At 37.7% G+C, this 20834-nt stretch carries 19 protein-coding genes and 1 pseudogene; 3 read left to right on the top strand and 17 right to left on the bottom strand.

The features are described 5' to 3' along the window. Positions 1 to 19: 19 nt before the first annotated feature. The 5 genes from ACEE75_RS02710 to ACEE75_RS02690 all read right to left on the bottom strand — a co-directional run bounded on the left by ACEE75_RS02710 (position 20) and on the right by ACEE75_RS02690 (position 5254). A complete protein-coding gene (locus ACEE75_RS02710; RefSeq protein WP_447574677.1) occupies positions 20 to 1543 on the bottom strand; it encodes a zinc ribbon domain-containing protein in 1524 nt (507 codons plus the stop codon). A 13-nt stretch (positions 1544 to 1556) separates the two neighbouring features. Further along, positions 1557 to 2507 (bottom strand): DUF6574 domain-containing protein, encoded by a 951-nt coding sequence (locus tag ACEE75_RS02705; RefSeq protein WP_354369732.1) that lies wholly within the window; start codon positions 2505 to 2507, stop codon positions 1557 to 1559. 165 nt (positions 2508 to 2672) lie between these two features. Continuing rightward, complete coding sequence (hpf, locus tag ACEE75_RS02700) at positions 2673 to 3221, bottom strand: ribosome hibernation-promoting factor, HPF/YfiA family (protein ID WP_354369733.1); 549 nt, start codon at positions 3219 to 3221, stop codon at positions 2673 to 2675. Between the two features lie 78 nt (positions 3222 to 3299). Then, a complete protein-coding gene (locus ACEE75_RS02695; protein ID WP_447574679.1) occupies positions 3300 to 3779 on the bottom strand; it encodes a ComF family protein in 480 nt (159 codons plus the stop codon). Between the two features lie 182 nt (positions 3780 to 3961). Next, a complete protein-coding gene (locus ACEE75_RS02690; RefSeq protein WP_447574681.1) occupies positions 3962 to 5254 on the bottom strand; it encodes a DEAD/DEAH box helicase in 1293 nt (430 codons plus the stop codon). A gap of 57 nt (positions 5255 to 5311) precedes the next feature. On the opposite strand from ACEE75_RS02690, the gene ACEE75_RS02685 reads away from it, so the two are divergent. Continuing rightward, positions 5312 to 5947, top strand: coding sequence for a YigZ family protein (locus tag ACEE75_RS02685; RefSeq protein WP_447574682.1), 636 nt, complete (start codon positions 5312 to 5314; stop codon positions 5945 to 5947). A gap of 97 nt (positions 5948 to 6044) precedes the next feature. Beyond that, positions 6045 to 6974, top strand: coding sequence for a cysteine synthase A (cysK, locus tag ACEE75_RS02680; protein WP_447574684.1), 930 nt, complete (start codon positions 6045 to 6047; stop codon positions 6972 to 6974). An 84-nt stretch (positions 6975 to 7058) separates the two neighbouring features. Here the strand turns inward: cysK and ACEE75_RS02675 are convergent, their stop codons facing one another. Genes ACEE75_RS02675 through liaF form a run of 5 tightly spaced genes read right to left on the bottom strand, consistent with a single transcriptional unit; the run spans position 7059 to position 11184 of the window. Further along, positions 7059 to 7415, bottom strand: a complete 357-nt coding sequence (locus ACEE75_RS02675) for a S1 RNA-binding domain-containing protein (protein WP_447574686.1) — start codon at positions 7413 to 7415, stop codon at positions 7059 to 7061. Next, positions 7415 to 8812 (bottom strand): Cof-type HAD-IIB family hydrolase, encoded by a 1398-nt coding sequence (locus ACEE75_RS02670; protein WP_447574688.1) that lies wholly within the window; start codon positions 8810 to 8812, stop codon positions 7415 to 7417. Before ACEE75_RS02670 ends, ACEE75_RS02675 begins: the two co-directional genes overlap by 1 nt. Positions 8813 to 8856: 44 nt before the next feature. Beyond that, positions 8857 to 9492, bottom strand: a complete 636-nt coding sequence (locus ACEE75_RS02665) for a response regulator (RefSeq protein ID WP_447574689.1) — start codon at positions 9490 to 9492, stop codon at positions 8857 to 8859. After that, a complete protein-coding gene (locus ACEE75_RS02660; protein WP_447574691.1) occupies positions 9479 to 10489 on the bottom strand; it encodes a sensor histidine kinase in 1011 nt (336 codons plus the stop codon). Before ACEE75_RS02660 ends, ACEE75_RS02665 begins: the two co-directional genes overlap by 14 nt. After that, complete coding sequence (liaF, locus tag ACEE75_RS02655; protein ID WP_427893665.1) at positions 10486 to 11184, bottom strand: cell wall-active antibiotics response protein LiaF; 699 nt, start codon at positions 11182 to 11184, stop codon at positions 10486 to 10488. The genes ACEE75_RS02660 and liaF overlap by 4 nt, the downstream gene beginning before the upstream one ends. Positions 11185 to 11470: 286 nt before the next feature. Here liaF and ACEE75_RS02650 point away from each other — a divergent pair. Continuing rightward, positions 11471 to 12198: pseudogene (locus ACEE75_RS02650) on the top strand (transposase); the annotation flags it as partial. A 214-nt stretch (positions 12199 to 12412) separates the two neighbouring features. Here the strand turns inward: ACEE75_RS02650 and pknB are convergent. The 7 genes from pknB to gmk are packed head-to-tail and all read right to left on the bottom strand — an operon-like array spanning position 12413 to position 20815. Next, positions 12413 to 14338 (bottom strand): Stk1 family PASTA domain-containing Ser/Thr kinase, encoded by a 1926-nt coding sequence (gene pknB / locus ACEE75_RS02645; protein ID WP_447574693.1) that lies wholly within the window; start codon positions 14336 to 14338, stop codon positions 12413 to 12415. Next, complete coding sequence (locus ACEE75_RS02640) at positions 14338 to 15078, bottom strand: Stp1/IreP family PP2C-type Ser/Thr phosphatase (RefSeq protein WP_447574695.1); 741 nt, start codon at positions 15076 to 15078, stop codon at positions 14338 to 14340. Before ACEE75_RS02640 ends, pknB begins: the two co-directional genes overlap by 1 nt. 42 nt (positions 15079 to 15120) lie before the next feature. Further along, positions 15121 to 16443, bottom strand: a complete 1323-nt coding sequence (gene rsmB, locus ACEE75_RS02635) for a 16S rRNA (cytosine(967)-C(5))-methyltransferase RsmB (protein ID WP_447574697.1) — start codon at positions 16441 to 16443, stop codon at positions 15121 to 15123. Further along, on the bottom strand, positions 16433 to 17368 hold the full coding sequence (gene fmt, locus ACEE75_RS02630) for a methionyl-tRNA formyltransferase (RefSeq protein WP_447574699.1): 936 nt from the start codon (positions 17366 to 17368) through the stop codon (positions 16433 to 16435). Before fmt ends, rsmB begins: the two co-directional genes overlap by 11 nt. 44 nt (positions 17369 to 17412) lie before the next feature. Beyond that, positions 17413 to 19791, bottom strand: a complete 2379-nt coding sequence (locus tag ACEE75_RS02625; protein ID WP_447574701.1) for a primosomal protein N' — start codon at positions 19789 to 19791, stop codon at positions 17413 to 17415. 59 nt (positions 19792 to 19850) lie between these two features. Next, on the bottom strand, positions 19851 to 20168 hold the full coding sequence (gene rpoZ / locus ACEE75_RS02620; protein WP_354369869.1) for a DNA-directed RNA polymerase subunit omega: 318 nt from the start codon (positions 20166 to 20168) through the stop codon (positions 19851 to 19853). Positions 20169 to 20191: 23 nt separating this feature from the next. Beyond that, positions 20192 to 20815, bottom strand: coding sequence for a guanylate kinase (gmk, locus tag ACEE75_RS02615; protein ID WP_354369870.1), 624 nt, complete (start codon positions 20813 to 20815; stop codon positions 20192 to 20194). Positions 20816 to 20834: the final 19 nt, after the last annotated feature.

The raw sequence follows: 20834 nt of genomic DNA, 5'->3' as shown, positions 1-20834 counted from the left end.
CCATCTCTCAATTGATTATTTATCGTAACGTACTAGTTGAGGATAATTGTTGGCTAGCACCATTTGAGCCGCTAATTAAAAATTGCGTATAATAATCTGAACTATCCATATCAACACTACCATCTCCAACATAGTTAACAATACTAGACCAAGAAAACTCTTGGATTAGACTGCCCGAATTCCTGTGTTGACTAGTATAAGTATAATAAAAATCATAGGTTACTGTGAAGTCAACTTGGTAACTATACTTTCCAAGTGCTTTGACATCTGTAATCTTGATATTGGTAAAATTGATGCTATCTGCCGCTCTATTTTGTGCCTTTTTCATATTAACATCAATCACTTCTTTAACATCTCTATAAAATGAGTTTTCAGTCGTATTCTCAAAAACAGCCTCTAGACCATTTGGAACAATAAACGTATCTGCATAACTCTCCATTTTAGAGTAGGCTAATTCGATTACCTTTTTAGCAGAAAGATCATCTAATACCCCTTCTGCTTTTAGTGAAACAATACTACCATCACTAATATCTGATGCTGTTATTGCTTGTGTTTTTTGGACATCCTGACCAAGTTGTTTGGTCACATACAGTTGCTGATCATTGGTCATCAATAATTGGTTAGATTTATATTCACCATTTGTTAATTGACCAATTTTTTTATCTTCTAAATAAAGATCACCATCTTTTAGATTACTAGTTACTGTAAAGCTTTTTTTCAAAAGGTCCAACGAGAAGATGGTATTTTGATCCACAATCTTACTATTTTTTAGGTTAATCTTTTGATGATCAATTTCTCCCTTAGCTGAAACACTGTACTCTCCAGGATATTGATGTTTCAAAATCTTACGAAATTCAGAGGAAGTTGTTTTAGAGAACGCCTTATCATTGATCAAAACTTCTAGATTTTTGGTATTTGATGTCACTTCAATATCAACTGGTGTGACAGCGACTTTCCAATCTGGAAAAATCAAATATTTTCGACCAGCCTTCACCATAGTATCCCCAGATAAAAGGTCTTTTTGTTGATGAGGTACTGTCGAGGAGGGACGATGATAACGTAAATCAGAAGTTTTTATAGGTTTTTTAGTGTCACTCCATACCTCATACTGAAGAGAGGCCTCAAAATCATGACCAGCCACTTTCAAATAGCGCTCTGCCACAGCTTTTCTAGAATAATACTGACTTCCTAATAAAAAAACTGATAAGAAAAGGACACTAAATATCATCAGCGTAGTCAGAATGCCCCACTGAAAAGTGGTCAGTTTTCTTTTCTTTGATGGTTGAGATAAAAATGGTGTGATGGTTGTTAATTGAAATTGATTCGCTTTCGCTATTTGAAATTCTTCTATAGATGGCTTACGTCCAACGTACTTTTCAAAAGCATCCAACCATTCCATTTGTGCTTTCTGTACAGGTACAGTTTGATGAGATAATTCCTCAAGCGAGAAGCCTTTTTTCTTCGCCTGTTCAAATTCTGGAAAATAAGGATCTCTCCCATAAGCCTCACGAAAGGCTGATAACCATTTATCTTTATTGCTCATATTGACTTACCGTTTAATAAAAACTAATAAGATTAGAAAAAAGATTTGCTACGTATTCAGCAGCGATAGTTGAAGCAATTAAACCAAAAATGAACATCACTACAGCATTGACCAAAATAGCTAGAATATATTTATAAAACATGTCCATTTCAGAAACATCTCGTGAATGCGCTAGAGCAAAGACGCTTGCTATGCCAAATAAAACAATGCTAGCAATCACCAACAAACTAGACAAACTATAAACACCAATAAGAGTAAACAAGCTTGCTAATCCCATCAATAAAATATTAATTGAAAAAAGACGACCATACCATTCAATACTTTTAGCAAACGTAAATTCTGCATCACGATACACTAAACGCTTCGCTACAAAGCCTGAAAAGACAACAGAGAAAATATACAAACCTGAAGCTACAAAAATCGCGATAAAAGCAGAAAAACCTACCGGATTTGATGCTGTCTGTGCTTGATTAAATAAGGAGCTGAGGTTATTTTGAAGACTTGCACCTGTACCTCCTATTTTTCTAGCCACAATAAAAATGGTTAAAGTATAAAATAAGGTTAGAAATCCAAGTGCTATCCATCCATTATAAGCATTGGTCTCAACTTCTGATGTTGGCGATTTCCAAGCCGAAAGTAACCATTTCCAAAAATCACCTGCTGTTTTTTTAGTTTGCTGTTGAAATTCAGGGTTTAACACAGGAGAGGGTTTTCCTACTTGAGCATTCATAGCTTCTTGAGTCGGAACCTGCTGAGAACTAGCATATACTTGTTGATTTGGCTGCACAGTGTTAGAAGATGGAATTGGCTCTTCAGCAACATCATAAATAGGTGACGTCACTGTTTCTACTAAAGGGGCTTCCTCTTGAAAATCTCCATTAGCTAGAGCTTGTGCAATTTCCACATCAGTTGCTGCTCTTCCATTGATAGCCTCAAAATATTCCAACCAATCTGTCTTTTTCATCTTTTTCTCCTTTATTTTGACAATAAAATTTCCTTTATTATATAATTTTTATTCGCCTTTTTCAATATCATCAGCTATCCTAAAAATTTAAAAAGAAAAAAACTGATTTGATTATTAGAAAATCAATCTAACAATCAAATCAGTTTATGAAATCTCAAATATTTCTTATTTTGCTTCAATTAAACCTAACTCGCCATCCTCACGACGATAGAGAACCTTAGTTGCGTTGTCTTCAGCATCAGTGTAGATGAAGAAATCGTGTCCTAATAAATCCATTTGAAGAAGGGCTTCTTCAACATCCATTGGTTTTAAATTGACATGTTTTGTCCGAACGACTTGAAGTCCTGTTTCCTCTTCAACAACCTCAGCTTCAAACTCTGTTGTGAAGACTTGTCCAGCGGATACTTTCTCACGATGCTTTTTAGCAATTTTTGTTTTATTCTTACGAATTTGACGTTCAATCTTGTCAACAACGAGGTCAACTGAGCCATACATATCTTGAGAAACATCCTCTGCACGAAGTGTGAGTGAATCAAGTAAAATAGTTACTTCCACTTTTGCAGTTTTTTCACGATAAACTTTCAAGTTCACGCGCGCATCCAACTCTTGATCAGCATGGAAATATTTCTCGACTTTGCTAAGCTTAGATTCAACATAGCTGCGGATAGCATCTGTTACTTCAATGTTTTCACCACGAATACTATATTTAATCATAAGATACCTCTTTCTTGTGCTTTAGCACTTTCTTTACACTCTTATTATAACGCTTTCACGAAAAATTGCAAGCGTTTTTTATCTTGAAAGAGAAAAACTTTTGATTTTTTTCACATTTTTTTCAGTAAAGAGCGTTTTCATTAGAGCGATTGTGCTTCCTGTTGTATAAATATCATCTACAATAAGTATTTTACTGGGTAAAGCTTGATTTTTTCTTAATCTAAATATCTGCTGACCAGCTAAATGCTCTTGTTTTGTTTTACTCGATTGCTTTTTGGAGTCCTTTTTTAACACCAAGTTTTGATAGGGTAATCCTGCAAACTCTAAAAGAGCTGTTACCTGATTAAATCCCCTCTCTTGATAGCGCTCCTCACTCACAGGAACTGGTACAATAGTGTAGTCTTTGTATTTCTTTAAAACTTGCTTTAACTCCCTTGAAAAAACAGCAGCAAGATGGTAATCACCTTGAAATTTAAAGCGGCTAAAATACTCTTTCATTTGTTTGTCATAGACATAGAGTGCTTCATGTGCGACTAGCTCTCCCTTCTTTTCCCACATTAAGCAATCTTGACAAACTGGGTCTTGATGAGCTCGAAAACATCTTAGACAATGCTTGCCAGTGATTCTTTGAAATTGATTTTTACACTCTTGACAACTATTGTTTCTTTCTGAGCGTAACAGAAAAATATCTAGAAAACCTATTTGATAAGAAATTTCTTGATGACATAGTAAGCAAAGCATCAAAACCCACCTTTTTTATTCATCACTTTAATCTCACGAATCGCTTTTTTCATTGCTCGGCTAATACCATCATGAAAAAAGAGCAATTCTCCATAAGGGCGCTCACTTGCCCGTCCTACTCTTCCCGAAATCTGAACCAAAGAAGACGATTGAAATAAACGATGATTTGCCTCTAGTACAAAAACATCAACACATGGAAAGGTCACTCCCCGTTCTAAAATCGTTGTGGCAACTAGGACATTCAACTTCCCTGTTCTAAATGCTTCAACTTGCTCTGAGCGTGTTAATGTTTGACTAGAAACAAAACCTATGGCTTCTTCGGGATAGAGCTGTGATAAGAGCTTAACAAAATGACTCCCCTCTTCAATATTAGGATAAAAAATTAAGAGAGGATAACCTGTTTTTCTTTGTCGTTCAAAATAATAACGCCATTTTTTAGAAAGCCTTTGCTTTTGTTTCAACCGCTTCCAGTCTCCTAGCCAAACGGTTTTAGGAACCACCAAGGGATGACTATGAAATCGTCTTGCTAAATCCACCTTTTTGATAACTTTTTTTCTCACTTGCTTATCTAGTTCATCTGTTGAAGTAGCAGTCAAAAAGACTTTCACTCCTTCTTTTTTCAAACTACTATCCACGGCATGATAGAGCATTTTATTATCGACAAAAGGAAAGGCATCCACTTCATCTATAATGATTAAGTCAAAGGCTCGATAAAATTTCAAAAGTTGGTGAGTCGTCGCAATAACCAAAGGACTTCTAACATAGCGCTCACTCTCACCGTGTAAAAGAGAAATAGAGCATGAAAAATCCTTACTCAAGCGTTTATGCAACTCAACACAAACATCACGCCTGGGACTAACTAAGGCAATGGCATGCCCCTTTTTTAACTCTTGATTTAAGGTCTGATAAATCATTTCTGTTTTACCTGCACCTGTGACAGCATGAACTAAAATCGCTTCTTTTTGATCTACTGCTTTTAAAAGAACGTCTGATACTTCTTTTTGATAAGGTGTCAGTTGTCCTTTCCAAGTCAGATAATCGTTTTTTGGAAAAACATCCTGCTTAAAATAATAGATAGGCTCTCCTTCAGTCACCCTTCCAAAGACCAAACAAACCCGACAATACTTTTTTCCACTAGGCAAAACATCCTTAACCTGATTAGCGCAACGGCAACACCACCATTGACCCCTTTTCTTCTTTAGGGCGGGAAGCTGACTTGCTAATTCTTGCTCCTCTAAGTTTAGTTGAGATTTAACAAAACAGCGACCGTATTTATTTTCTAACATTTCCATCACTATTTTATTCGTTATCTCTTTGTCAAATGAGCTAAAAAATTGTAAAATTTTCTTATGAACTATAAAACTATCAAACAAAATGGCTCTGCCGAGGAAGAAATTAAAAAATCACGGTTTATTTGTCAGCTTAAACGGATTAGTAGCGAAGAAGAAGGACGAGACTTTATCGCTCAAATCAAAAAAGAACACTACAAAGCCACTCATTGCTGCTCTGCTATGATTATTGGCGAAGACGGCCAACTCAAACGCTCTAATGACGACGGAGAACCTAGCGGCACTGCTGGTGTTCCTATGTTAACCGTTTTGGAAAAACAAGGAATCACTAATGTTGTTGCTGTTGTCACACGTTATTTTGGTGGGGTTAAACTGGGGGCCGGAGGGCTTATTCGCGCTTATGCAGGTAGCGTTGCCAATGGCTTGCGTGAAATTGGTATTGTTGAAGTAAAAGAATTACAAGGCTTAAAAATTGAACTCACCTATCCCCAATATCAAAATTTCTCCAACTTTTTACAAAGCGAAGGCTTACAAGAATTTGATCCTGATTTCTCTGTCAACGTCACAACTCAGATTTATCTAGACGATGAAAAAGTTACCGAAGTGTCCAATAAACTCATCGAATTCTATCATGGGAAGGTCGTGATTGAAAAAGGTGATAAAAAATTAGTCGAACTTCCTATCCCAACTAACTGATAACTTCTCTTTATCACGGTGATAAAAAATAAGTATTTTACTTTATATCTTATAGGGACTATACTGATATCTATAAACTATTATCGAGGTAAAGCACATGACAAAAATTTATCAAAATATCACAGAATTGGTTGGAAAAACTCCTATTATCAAATTAAACCATCTCGTACCTAAGGGCGCAGCCGATGTTTATGTCAAACTAGAAGCTTTTAACCCAGGGTCTTCCGTTAAAGATCGTATTGCCTTAGCCATGATCGAAGATGCTGAAAAAGCAGGAACTATCAAACCAGGAGACACCATTGTTGAGCCAACAAGTGGAAATACAGGAATTGGGCTAGCTTGGGTCGGAGCTGCTAAAGGATATAAAGTTATCATCGTCATGCCTGAAACTATGAGTGTCGAGCGTCGAAAAATCATTCAAGCTTACGGGGCAGAGTTGGTTCTAACTCCAGGTAGCGAAGGGATGAAAGGAGCAATTGCTAAAGCTCAAGAAATTGCAGAAGAAAAAAATGGATGGGTTCCTTTCCAATTTGTCAATCCTTCTAACCCTAAAATTCACGAAGAAACAACAGGTGTTGAAATCATTGAAGCATTTGGAGAAACAGGACTAGATGCTTTTGTTTCTGGAATTGGAACTGGCGGAACAATTTCTGGTGTTTCCCACGTTTTGAAAAAAGCTAATCCTGATGTCAAAATTTATGCCGTTGAAGCTGATGAGTCAGCAGTTCTCTCAGGTGAAGCTCCTGGACCACATAAAATCCAAGGAATCTCAGCTGGCTTCATCCCAGAAACACTTGATACAGATGCTTATGACCAGATTATTCGTGTAAAGTCAGATGATGCTCTTGCAACAGGACGTGCAATTGGAGGGAAAGAAGGTTTCCTTGTGGGAATTTCTTCTGGAGCAGCCATCCATGCAGCACTCGAAGTGGCTAAAGAATTAGGAGCTGGTAAAAGAGTACTTGCGATTTTAGCTGATAATGGTGAACGCTATCTCTCTACAGCTCTCTATGATTTTGAAGTATAGTATATTATGAAGTAAGGTATTTAGCCTTACTTTTTTTATGCTAAAAAAAAACAAAACTCAGGCTAGAAATCTAGCCTGAGTTTATTAATCTTTATTTAAATACTCGATAGCTTCCTTAGTCCAAATTGGTAAGTGTTCCTCTAAAGGTTTAAATCCAATCTTATAGCGACTATTTGAAAAACGGTGACGATGTTGAAAGTGATGTTTCTCCTCCTCAAGTGTTCGAAGGGAGAGACTAGCTTTTTGAGTAAATTCATCAAAATCAACCACTTGAACCAGCACATCTTGCCCAACACTTAAGATATGGTAAATATTGTCAATATAACCTGTCTTAATTTCTGATATATGAATCAAACCCATCGTACCATTTTCAAGACTGACAAAGGCGCCATAAGGCTTAATCCCTGTAATGGTTCCTCTGACTTTTTGACCAATTTTCATTAGTCCACAACCTCTACACCAAGAATAACAACATCTTCTTTTGGCTTATCGGCACTGTCTGTTTCCACTGCGGAAATGGCATCTAGCACTTCAAATGAAGCCTCATCTGCTAACTGACCAAAAACAGTGTGGCGACGATCTAGGTGAGGAGTACCACCATTAACATAAACCTCAGAAATTTCTTTTGGCCATCCTCCACGCTCTAACTCCTTAGCATTATAAGGGAAGTTTTTATTTTGAACAATAAAGAATTGACTACCGTTAGTATTTGGTCCTGCGTTTGCCATGGAAAGAGCCCCACGTAAGTTATACAATTCTTCTGAAAATTCATCTTCAAAGCTCTCACCGTAGATAGACTCTCCTCCCATCCCTGTTCCTGTTGGGTCACCACCTTGAATCATAAAATCTTTAATAATGCGGTGGAAAATGACACCGTCATAGTAGCCATCTTTTGACAAAGCAATAAAGTTCGCTACTGTTTTAGGAGCTTGTTCAGGGAATAGTTTAATCACTAAATCACCATGGTTCGTTTTAATAGTGGCTTTTGGACCATTGTGTGCTTCTAAGTTTAATTGTGGAAAGTTTAATTCTTTTTCTACCATACCTAATTTCTCCAAGGCATTAAAAATGCCATCTTCTTCTACTTTATCGGTTACGTAATCCGCTTTTTCTTTTAGCTCATTGACAGCATTTCCCATAGCAATTTTTAAACCAGCATAGTCAAAAATTTCCATGTCATTTGGACCGTCTCCAAATACTAAAAGATTAGCAGGAGTTAATTGTTCCTTTTCTAGAACTGAACTAACGCCAGAAGCTTTCGATATCCCCAATTGAACGACATCTGATGAGTGCTTATGCCATGGAACTAAGCGAACTTGCTCAGCTAACTCTTTTGGCAATACCAAGTTATCATTGTCTTCTGAGAATGTCCACATATGATAGACATCATTGGTCAGATGAAAGTCTGGATCGACATCACACATGCCATAAACAGGCATCATCGCATCATCAATCAAGCGACAACGGCTAGAAACAACTGGCTTGTCTTTTCCTGCAAATCCATATTCAATCCCTATCTCACGACACCATTTGACATATAATTTAGTAATTTCTGGTGCCAAGGGTTGATTGACAATTTCCTGACCTTTTTTGTCCCGAACATAACTACCATTAATCGTTACAAAATAATCAGGATCTAAGTCACGAATCTCAGGAACAATACCATACATGGCACGTCCTGAAGCAATCCCTGTCAGAATTCCTTTTGCCTTTAAACTGTTAAAAACAGCCGTAACAGATTCTGGCATATAGCCTGTATCTTTGACTCGTAAGGTATCATCAATATCAAAAAAGACAGCTCTTATTTTTTTAGCTTTATACTTTGTCTTTGCATCCATACCGCTTCTCCTTTTATTCGCTCCTACTTATTATAACATGGATTTTAATCTTGTGGGACCAAATGATGTTGAAAAGCATAGACAACTGCTTGTGTGCGGTCATCTACCTCTAGTTTGGCTAGAATATTTGAAACATGTGTTTTTACTGTTTTTAAGGAGATAAAAAGCTCATCTGCAATAGTTTGGTTATCATATCCTCTCGCTAATAAGGCTAATATATCGCGTTCTCTAGCCGTAAGAGACTGATGAAGTTCTGGATGGTTTTGATAATCCTTAATTTTTTTATCTACCTCTGTTTCAATCGCTAATTCACCACAGCTAACCTTACGAATCGCATTTAAAATTTCAGCAGCGCTAGAAGTTTTTAACATATAGCCCTTAGCTCCTGCTTTAATCACGGGATAAATTTTTTCATTATCAAGATAAGAAGTTAGAACTAAAATATTAGCTTCTTTCCATTTTTTTAAAATAGCCAAAGTAGCTTCAACACCATTCATCTCAGGCATGACAAGATCCATCACCACAACATCTGGTTTTAAAGCAAGAGCAAGCTCAATGCCTGCTTTACCATCGCTCGCCTCACCAATAACCTCAATATCAGGTTGTAAATTCAGAAAACTCTTTAACCCCATTCTAACCATCTCATGATCATCTATCAAAATAATCTTAGTTATCTCCATTCTTTTCTCCTTCTACTAAGGGAATGCGTATATCCATCGAAACTCCCCGATCTTTTGCAGACATCAACTTAATTGTTCCTGCCATATCTTTAACTCGATCTTCAATATTTTTTAAACCGTAACTGAGCTCTCTTACTTGGGCTAAATCAAAGCCTTTACCATTATCAAGCATCTTTAGCTGGATATGATTTTCTGTCTGATTCAGGTAAACTTCTAGACAAGTAGCATCTGCATGGCGGAGTGTATTACTAATAAATTCTTGAGCAATCCTAAAAAGATTCGCCTCAATGGCCTTTGGAAGCTTGGTGACATTTTCATGGTAAACCACTTCAATCTCACTTTTGTCTGTCAATTCCTTTAGAATCATTTCAAAACCTTGAGAAAGGGTCTTCCCCTCTAATTCAGTGGGTCTCAAATGCAACAAGAGCACCCTAAGATCACTTTGGGCCTTATTGATAATCCCCTCAATACCAATTAACTGCTCATTTAACTGCTCCTTGTCCAAAAAATCCAAGCTAGTTGCTAGACCCGATACCATCATAGCAGAGGCAAACAACTCTTGACTAACAGTATCATGGAGATCCCTTGCAATCCGTTTTCGTTCTTTTTGAATAATCTCTTGCTTGTCAACAATCTCTAAATTGACCGTGTTTTGCAAATTCATGGTTAACTGATTCATCTTATCGGATAATAAGGTCACTGTTTTTCCCAAATCTGTATCATCTTGTTTAGAAATCGGCTTGTTATTTAAAATATGACGAAGGTCCTTATTCAGAAGCCTTTTAGAATTATAATCTGCCACAATGGAAACAAAAAGCAACATCGCTGTCAATGAAACCGTCAACAAAATAATAGAAAAAATAAATTGCTGTAAGGCAAAAAAATCTTCTGAAATGGTCTTGATGGTGAGCCCAAAACTATCAAGGATGACCGAAACAATGCAAAAGACTGTCACACTAGCATAGAAAAAGAGCAATAAAATCTGACTTTTTTTCATGCTCTCACCACCTCAGTTTGACCTGCAATAATATTAATCACGACTTTTACCTTTTTCACGGCATCTGGGTAGCCGCTACTCTGTAATTTGATAGCCTCATTACGCAAGTCATAATCAGTTTGATCGAGAAAACTAATATTACCATAAATACAACTCAAATCCAGTTTTACTCCCACATCAACAGGAACGATAATCTTTGTTGGCCCATAGACTTTACGAATAACAATAACATTATCACAACCTGTCAAAATAACATCATTCAAATTAATGACATCTGTTCCACTTAAACGAATGACATTAATATCATCAAAAACATAAGAATCATTATCCAGATGCATCTGATAGCCAATCCATTGATGCGGATTATGACGTAAAGCAACTCCATTTTCAACAAAGTGTAAAATCGCTTCACGATTTTTTTTCTTAACTTGAGCAAAATGATTGATAACAGTGTAAGCAACAGCTAATAACAAACCAGCAATCACATAAGGATTTAACATGACAATCATAAACAAAATCAACAAACTAGTCGTCAACCAAAAATTGATTTTATCTCCTAAGTTATAAAATTTTAAAGCAATAAAAGTCAATACTAAAATTAAAACAAAGCGTGACACACTATTTGCTAAAATTGTGACAGCTGCCATCGTTAACAAGAGGGCTTCTGCCAATAAAAATAATTGAAACTTTCTCATAGGACTCCCTTCAATTTAATATTGTAACAAAAGGATTTCATATTTGCATCCGCCAAGAGACTGAAAAAAAAGAGACTCATCAATCTTTTAGAGGGAACGTTCTGCTTATCTTATTCATAAAAAATGGCTCTATAATATCTGTAGTGAATAAATCTCATTCGGATATTGTAGGGCTTTTTGAGTATATGAAAAAAGTTCCATATGACTTCTAATAAAAAGCACAAACCAATTCATTAGAACGACTCATATAGAACATCTTTCTATGCCACATATTTAATCGGATTGATCGGTATCTGAGCCACCTCTTGTTCAAAAAAACGAACAGATTTCCAAACCTGTCTGAGTTAAAATCACACAACTCCACACAGAGAGGTTGACTAACTCAACTATCGCAAAGAAACTTCATATCTCCACCTCTGGTGTTCAAAGAAAGCTGGAACACGTCACCTTTAAAGAGGAGTTCGAGAGTAGGTTAAAGTGATTACCATGGACATGTCTGATCACTATATTCCCATCATCAAATAGTATTTTTCTTGCCCCAAAATTGTTCTTGATCGCTTTCACATTATTCGACATTTAAGTCGAGCTTTGATGACCACTAGAATCGCCATCATGATGAGCTTTGACAAGAGGTCACTACTTTAGCGGGCTATGAAAAATCATTAGTGAATACTTCACAAGGACAACCGAAAACTTTCTGATAAACTCTTTTATTCACGAACTTTCAGACAAACCTTGATTTGATGTCTGGTGAGATTGTCGATAAGATCTTGTATTGTTCTGAGGAACTACGCTATTATTATAAGCTTTATCAGATTCTGCTTTTTCATTTTCAATAAAAGAGATCTATTGAATTCTTTAGTCTCATCGAAGAAGTATTAAATGGTGTCATCAGGCATTTTCAACTGTCTTCAAAACCTTTATGAAATATAAAGTTTACATTACAAAAGGTTTTATCCTACCTTATTCTAACGTTACTTAGAAGCTACCAACAAGATTATCAAAGACACTAAAACTTTAAAACAAAAATTCTCATCGATTTGAATAGTGAAAAGGGCTGGGGATAGCCCTTTTCAGCTTATCTCCTGAAAATAGGAAAGAGATAAAAAAGAGAGAACCAATTTGATTCTCTCTCGTGTTTAGTTATAAGGTTGACAATGAGCCGTTTTAATTCTAACGGTTTTGTCTTCATTCTGAAGCTTTTAGATATCTCTAAAAGCTTTTCTTATTATTCTATTGAAAATGTTTCAGTACCTGTACTAGATTCCGTCTCAGTTGTAGTCGTATCTGTACTAGAATCCGAACTTGTCTTAGAATGAGAACTAGATGATGAACTTGAACTGCCACTTGTGCTCTCACTGTAGCTTTGTACTTCCTCTGTACTAGAGGAGTCTTCAGTTTCCTCTGACAAGTACAAGGTAATATTATCATTTGAACCTAGGCTAAACTGCTCACCATAATAAGGATAGTGAGCATATACAATTGCTTGACTAGAGGGATTGCTGATATCTGTTTTGATACGAGATGATTTAATCCCTAAATCCTGCAATGTACTCTTAGCATCAGCATAAGTCATCCCAACCAGATTAGGAATAGATACCATGTCCTCAACTGCTACTTTAAATACAATTTGATCACTACCATCTACGTTAAACGTACTATTTGGAGATGGAGTCTGATCAATAATTGTTCCTTCAGTATAGTCACTCGTAGAAACTTCTTTTTTGACAATACGGCTTTCATCTATGCCATATTCTAGCATCAACTCATCTTTTACCGTCTCGTAATCTTGTCCCACATAATCCTCTAAAGCGATACCACTCACCCCCGTAGAAACGGTAATAGCAACAGTAGCACCAGATTTTCGGGAAGTTCCTGCTTTAGGATCAGTAGAGATGACCATCCCCGACTCCACACTGTCACTAGCTGATTCTGAAACTGTTCCTACTACAAGACCTTGTGCTTCCAGTTCTGATTTTGCGACTTCTAAAGTTTTACCAGTGACATCTGGAACTTGGACAGTAGAGGGGCCAGTAAAAGCAAAATAAGCAAATGCTGCCGAACTAGCTAAAACCAAGAAAAGTAACATGGTTAGCATCGCTCTTAGGAAACCACGCTTTTTCTTTTTAACAGGCTTCTTGGAAGTTTTTGTAGTAGCGCTTTCAGCCTCTGGTAAAGCATCCAGTGCTTTATCGGAACCTAGCTTTTTATTAGACTGTGTTTTTAACAGTTGATCTCTACTGGTTGCAGCTGTGCTAGGCTCAGCTTTTGGTAAAATTCGTGTATCAGTCTGATCTCCAAATTTTACTTTAGCTTCTTTAGCTCGACTAGGATGTAAACACGTCCGTAAATCCATCAGCATATCCATCGTTGACTGATAACGATTCGTTAATTTTTTAGCAGTTGCTTGAATAACGACATTCTCCAACGGTTGAGGAACAGTAGGATTTTCGGATAAAATTGATGGTAGAGGTTTTTGAAAATGTTGCAATGCTATAGTGACAGCACTATCACCATCATAAGGAATGTGCCCCGTCAGCATTTCAAACAACATAATCCCCATAGCATAAATATCACTTTGAACTGTTGCCTTGGAGCCCCTAGCTTGCTCAGGTGATAAATAATGCACACTTCCTAACATCGAATTAGTTTGGGTTAAACTCGTCTCTGCAAAAGCAACAGCAATACCAAAGTCAGTTACCTTAGCATGCCCGTCTCGTGTTAACAAGACATTTTGTGGTTTTAAATCCCTGTGGATAATCCCTTTTTGATGGGCTAAAGTCATAGCAGACAAAACTTCTTGCATTATCCTAACAGCGACTTGATTAGAAAGCGGAGCATGATCTTGCAGATATTTCTTTAAGTCCTCGCCATCAACATATTCCATTACTAAAAATTGCTGACCGTCTTCTTCACCAATATCACGAATCGACACAATATTAGGATGATCCAATTCAGCCATGGCACGCGCCTCACGCTGAAATCGTGTCACAGCAACCTGATCTGTTTGATAATTTGTCCGAAGAACTTTAATAGCTACTTCTTCATTATCCAGAATCAAATCATTTGCCAAATACACATCAGCCATGCCTCCACGACCGATTGATTTAAGAATACGGTAACGCCCAGCAAATAATTTGCCAATCTGGATCATTACTCATCCTCACTTTCAACTTCTACGAGAGCAACTGTAATATTATCAAAACCTCCTGCTTGATTAGCTTTATCAATAAGTGTCTGGGCTTTCGTATCTAAGGTCATTTCTGAATTTTGAAGAATCTCCGTGATTTCTTGCGAAGACACCATATTGGTTAAACCGTCACTGTTCATCAAAATAAGATCCCCTGATAAGAGTCCTACTTCATCTAAATCAACCTCAACAGGATTGGCTTGTCCGATGGATTGTGTGATAATATTTTTTTGAGGATGTACCTCTGCTTCTTCTGGAGTAATTTGACCAGCTTTAACCAAAGCGTTCACCAAAGAATGATCACTCGTTAACTGTGTATAAGATTGATCTCTAATAAGGCTGATACGAGAATCTCCAACATGAGCATAAACCAAGTGACTACCAATAATAGCCGCTGCTTCTACAGTTGTCCCCATACCTTTAAACTCTTCATCTTGTCCTAACTCATGAACGCGACGATTCACCACGTCAACCATCATTCTAAGCCAGTCCATGATGCTGTTTGGGTCTTGATAATCAGTATCTACCCATGCACAACCAAATTCTGTTACAGTCAATTCGCTAGCGATATTCCCCGCTCTGTGTCCACCCATGCCATCGGCTAAAACGATCAGTGTAATCCCTGATTTATTAACATATTTATTAACATAGTCTTGATTACTTGAACGTTTTTGTCCAATATCTGTTAAAACTGAAATTTTCATACTATGATTATTCTGACTAGGTCAGGTTCCTCCTTCAACAGTTTATAGTTTTTTTCTTAGCTGAGCTATAAAAAAACCATCTGTCATAAATTGTTCAGGTGTGATCATTAAACAACCTTCCACAACAATCTCTGATTTGGGATGTTTAAGTGCTACTTGTTCAAAATCAGGGTGCTGTTGTAAAAATTTGGCGATCACATCTTGATTTTCCTCGTTAAAAATAGTACAAGTGCTATAGGTTATTATACCACCTTTTTTTAGTGTTTGACAAACGCTAGATAGGATTTCCAATTGAATTTTCTGTAAAGACAGAAAATCTTGATTATCTTTATTATATTTAATATCTGGTTTACGACGAATAAGACCAATCCCAGAGCAGGGAGCATCAACTAAAATTTTATCAAAATGTTCTTTTGGAAAATGTGCATGCACTTGCGTTGCATCTAACTTTTGTGTGCTAATCTTATCGGCTACTCCCATTCGTTGAGCATTTTCATTTACGAGAGCTAATTTATGATCATAGAGATCAAGCGCTGTAATATGACCGCTGGTTAGATAAGAAGCCATATGAACCGTTTTTCCACCTGGTGCGCTACAAGCATCAAGCATGGTCTCCCACCCCTCTATTTCTAAAGTAGGTGCTACCAACTGGCTCGTTTCATCTTGGATAGTTATTTGTCCATTTTTAAAGGCTTGACTAGCTGCAAAATGTCCTGATGATTTGACTAATCCTACCGGTGACAAGACAGACTTCTCTGATTGGGTATCCTGTGCCAAGTACTCCAAATCCGACACCTTTGCGACACGCACACTGGCTTTATTTCTAACAAATAAACTCTTAAAAATAGCTTCTGCCCGCTCTACTCCAAACTGCTCAATCAATTTTTTTACTAACCAAACCGGCAAAGAATATTGGATGGAATAGCGCTTATTGATGCGTTTAATCGTTGAAAAATCTCTAACACCTTCACGCTCAATGCGGCGTAAGACAGCGTTAACCAGTTTCTCTACACCTTTTTTATTACCACGATTTTTAGCAATTGTAACCGCATCATTTACAATGGCATGATTAGGGACCTTATCTAAGTAAAGCATTTGGTAGAGACTCAGTAACAAAAGGGTATAAACCCATGGCTCCAAGCGATCACGATCCTCAATAAAATAAGCTAGATGCCATTCTAACGTCAGTTTTCTAGCAACTGTCCCATAAACGATCTCAGTAACCAAACCTTTGTCTTTATCAGATAGGTGTGATTGTGTTAACTGCTTATTCAGAGCGATATTAGAATATGCTCCATCTCCAAAAACTTCTTCTAAAATCTGAAGAGCCTGTCCACGACTTGTCTTTTTCCAATCACTGGCCAAATTGATCACCTACTTGTATCTCACGTCCAACACCATTTAAAAAGTCCACAACTGCCATCTTAGGCTTACCAGCAGGCTGTACTGTTTTCAGAGATAAAGCACCATTTCCTGCTGCTACAATTAGACTCTTCTTGGTTTTTTCAATCACCTGACCAGGAATCCCTTCTCCTTCAACTGGAGTGGCTTCATAAATTTTAAAGCGTTTTCCTTGATAAAGCGTATGGGCTACTGGCCACGGGTACATCCCTCTAATCTGATTAAAGAGCTCACGCGAACTCTTAGACCATTTCAAACTTTCCTCTTCTGCTGTGATATTAGGAGAAAACGTGGCCTGACTCTCATCTTGAGGCTCAGGCTTCAAATGACCCGCTATATAATCTGGAAGGGTATCAAGAAGCAAATCACGTCCAACTACTGCTAATTTGGCAAACATGGTCCCAACATTATCCTCATCTGTGATGGGAATGGCACGTTTTGAAATCATATCTCCGGCATCCATCTTCTTAACCATCTCCATAATGGTCACTCCGGCTTCTTTTTCCCCATTAATAATTGCATAGTGAATTGGGGCTCCTCCACGGTATTTGGGTAGAAGCGAAGCATGTACGTTAACTGAAAATGAAACAGATTGCAAGAGTTTTTCTGGTAAAAACTGTCCAAAAGCTGCTGTCACAATCCCATCTGCACCTAGCGCCATCAACTCATCCATCTCTGGACTGCCTGATAGTTTTTCTGGTTGATAGATTGGCAAACCTTTTTCAAGTGCCAACTCTTTGACAGGCGTCATCTTTATTTCTCTTTTACGTCCCACTGCGCGATCAGGTTGTGTCACCACAGCTAAAATCTGATAGTCTGAATGTGATAACAAGCCATCTAGGACCGTCGCAGAAAAATCTGGTGTTCCCATAAAAATCAATTTTGTCATATCATACCTCTAAATTCTTTTTTCTATTATACCACAGCCATGTATTAGACAAAATTCTGTGGCTCATGGTCAATAATCAAGCGTAAATCTTTTTGACCTGGAAGTTGAGTCCAAGCTAAAATCTGATTTAGAGCCTCCTCCAAATGATCCTCAAAACGATACTTGATCATGACTTGATAATGGTAAAGGTTGTGGGTCCTTGCAATAGGTTTTGGAGCTGGCCCTAAAAACTTGGCTTGCAAAGACAAATGTTCTTTCAACAAGGCTAATACCTCATAACTTTTTTGAGTCACCACTCCTTCATCTTTGTGAGATAAGGTAAGTCCAACTGTATAGTAGTAGGGAGGATACTGCATTTGATGGCGAATAGCCATCTCATGACGATAAAATGCCTCATAGTCCTGCTCTTTTGCTAGAGCAATGGCATAATGCTTTGGATTATAAGTTTGGATAAGAACTTCGCCAGCCTTGTCTGCACGACCAGCACGACCAGCTACTTGTGTTAAAAGTTGAAAAGTACGCTCACTTGATCTAAAATCTGGTAGATTTAAAGCTGTATCTGCATTTAGAACTCCTACTAAGGTCACATTAGGAAAATCCAAGCCCTTAGCAATCATCTGAGTTCCCAATAAAATATCAGCCTCTCCTTTTCCAAACTGATCCAACAAAGTCTCATGAGCCCCTTTTTGACGTGTTGTATCAACATCCATCCGAATGACCCTAGCACTCGGAAAAGCTTCTAATAACTCATCATAAGCCTTTTGAGTACCTGTTCCATAATAACGGATACTTCTAGAATGACAATTAGGGCATAGCCTTGGGATAGACTTTTCATAAGCACAATAATGGCAATTCATCGTCTTGGTATCCATGTGGAGCGTCAAGGAAATATCACAATTAGGACAAGTATCCACATAAGCACAATCACGACACATCACAAAACTGGAATAACCACGTCGATTTAGCATTAAGACAATCTGCTCTTTCTTAGCCAAACGCTCTCCTATCTTTTCTAACAAAGGAGGCGTGAAATTAGAGAGCTCTTGTTGTCCAATATAGTCCCTAAAATCAACAATAGCCACATCTGGAATCTGCGCCAAAGGATTGGCACGCTTGGTCAGTAAAAGATGACGATAGACCCCCTTACTGGCCCGTGCACGACTTTCAATGCTTGGTGTTGCACTCCCTAAAACCAAACTAGCCCCATGATAATTGGCACGTAAAATAGCAACATCACGAGCATGATATCTAGGATTAGACTCTTGTTTATAGGAGGCTTCATGCTCCTCGTCAATAATAATGGCACCAATATTATCTAAAGGTGCAAAGATTGCAGATCTAGCTCCAACCACTACTTGAGCCTCCTTATTTTTTATCTTGCGCCATTCATCATATTTCTCACCATCAGACAAGCCTGAGTGTAAAATCGCTACCTTTTCTCCAAATCGAGAAATAAAACGCTTGGTCATCTGAGGGGTTAGAGAAATCTCAGGAACCAGGACAATCGCTGTTTTCCCCATCCTCAGTACCCGATCAATAACATGAAGATAGACTTCTGTTTTGCCACTACCAGTAATCCCTTGTAAGAGAGTCGGACAATTTTCCCCTACTTGAGAAAGGATGGCTTCAACCGCTTGATTCTGCTCTTCATTTAAGGCAAGGAAAGTCTCTTTTTCTATCCCCTCAAAATAGATATCACTGCGGTTAACAGCAACCTCTACCACCTCTAGTAAACCTTCTTTGACAAAATAAGTCACGACATCACGAGAAAATAAGTCATATAATTCCTTTAAGGTTCCCTTATAAGAAGATTTTAGTAGAAGATAGTCCTTTAACTGCTGACGTTTCTTCGCCCGATTACTAATAGTGTGCTCCTGTAATCTAGACACCCTAACTTGATAGTGTTTTTCAGTTTTAATCGTTTGCTTATCTTTTGCCAGATAAGTCACCTTGATTTTCCCTTGGCTAACGAATTGCGCTGCTTTCTCTCTTAAAACAGGTGATAAGTCTGAAAATAAAATACCCGATTTTCCTTTAAAAAGTACACTCCTGTCCTCCTCGGATAAGATTTCTTCAGCTTCTAACCATTTGTCGTAGGTTGACTGTAGTAGATTTGGCAACATGGCTTTTAAGATGGAGATTTTATAAGAAAAAACAGTTTTTCTCATTTGATCTGCTAAAAAGAGCTGTTCTTGGCTCAAAACTGGTTCTAAATCAAGAACCTCACCAATCGTTTTTAACTCTTTCCCCTCATTGTCCTCCAAACCAACCACAAATCCTTGTAAAAGCCGATTGCCACGTCCAAATGGAACATGAACACGCATTCCCTCAGCAATAAAAGTCCCTTCTGGAACAAGGTAAGAGAAGGGTTTATCCGTCTGCTGTAGTGGAATATCCACAATAACTTTAGCAATTTTAGGCATCTCTCTCCTCCTATTCTTCCTTTAGCGATTGAATTGAAAAATCTAAGATTGAAACAACCTTAGATTTTTTCTCCTTCTTCTTCTTTTTCTTTTGCAATCTGTTCTTTGATTTTACGCTCTTCCTCTTCTGCTGCTAAGCGAGCCTCCTCTGCACGACGGCGGACAGCTTGACGCTTAGACTCTGGATCTGGATGAACTACAACATTACCAGACTCAATTTCCTCTAAGGCACGCAAGGTAGATTTCACAGATTTGAACTCTTGAGTAGGCTCTGCACCTGCTTCTAATTCATGTGCGCGTTTTGCTTGTAAAATTACAAGAGAGTACTTTGATGGTACCTTGTCCAACAACTTATCAATAGACGGTTTTAACATCATAACTTTTTACCACTTTTCTATTTTTATCTTTTTGTCTCAATAGCAACCATATCCGTATAACGTCCGATGACACGATCAACACGAAAATGTTCTGCTTCAATAATACGTTTCACACGCTCCGCTGCTAAAGGAACCTCATCGTTAACAACGGCATAATCATACTCACGCATCAAGGCAATCTCTTCTTTAGCACGTTCAATACGTTGGTGAATGACATCTGCGCTATCTGTACCACGTCCAACAAGACGACCTTTTAATTCTTCTAAATCAGGTGGCGTTAAAAAAATAAAGACACCATCTGGCACTTTTGATTTAACTTGAAGCGCTCCTTGTACTTCAATTTCAAGGAAAACATCAATCCCTTTATCTAAGGTCTCATTGACATAGGTTAAGGGCGTGCCATAATAATTTCCAACATACTCAGCATACTCTAACATCTGCCCTTGCTTGATGAGTTCTTCAAACTCTTCGCGCGTACGGAAATGATAGTCTACACCATCAACCTCACCTGGACGTTGTGGACGTGTCGTCATTGATACTGAATATTCAAATTTATTGCCTGGGTGACTAAAAATTTCTTGTCTGACTGTCCCTTTTCCCACACCTGATGGGCCTGAGAAAACAATCAATAAACCACGTTCCGTCATCTTGTCTCCTTAATTGTCT

Source organism: Streptococcus sp. 11273D007BT (assembly GCF_053547195.1).
Note: the sequence above shows the minus strand (reverse complement) of the source record. Positions and strands in the feature narration are given on the sequence as shown.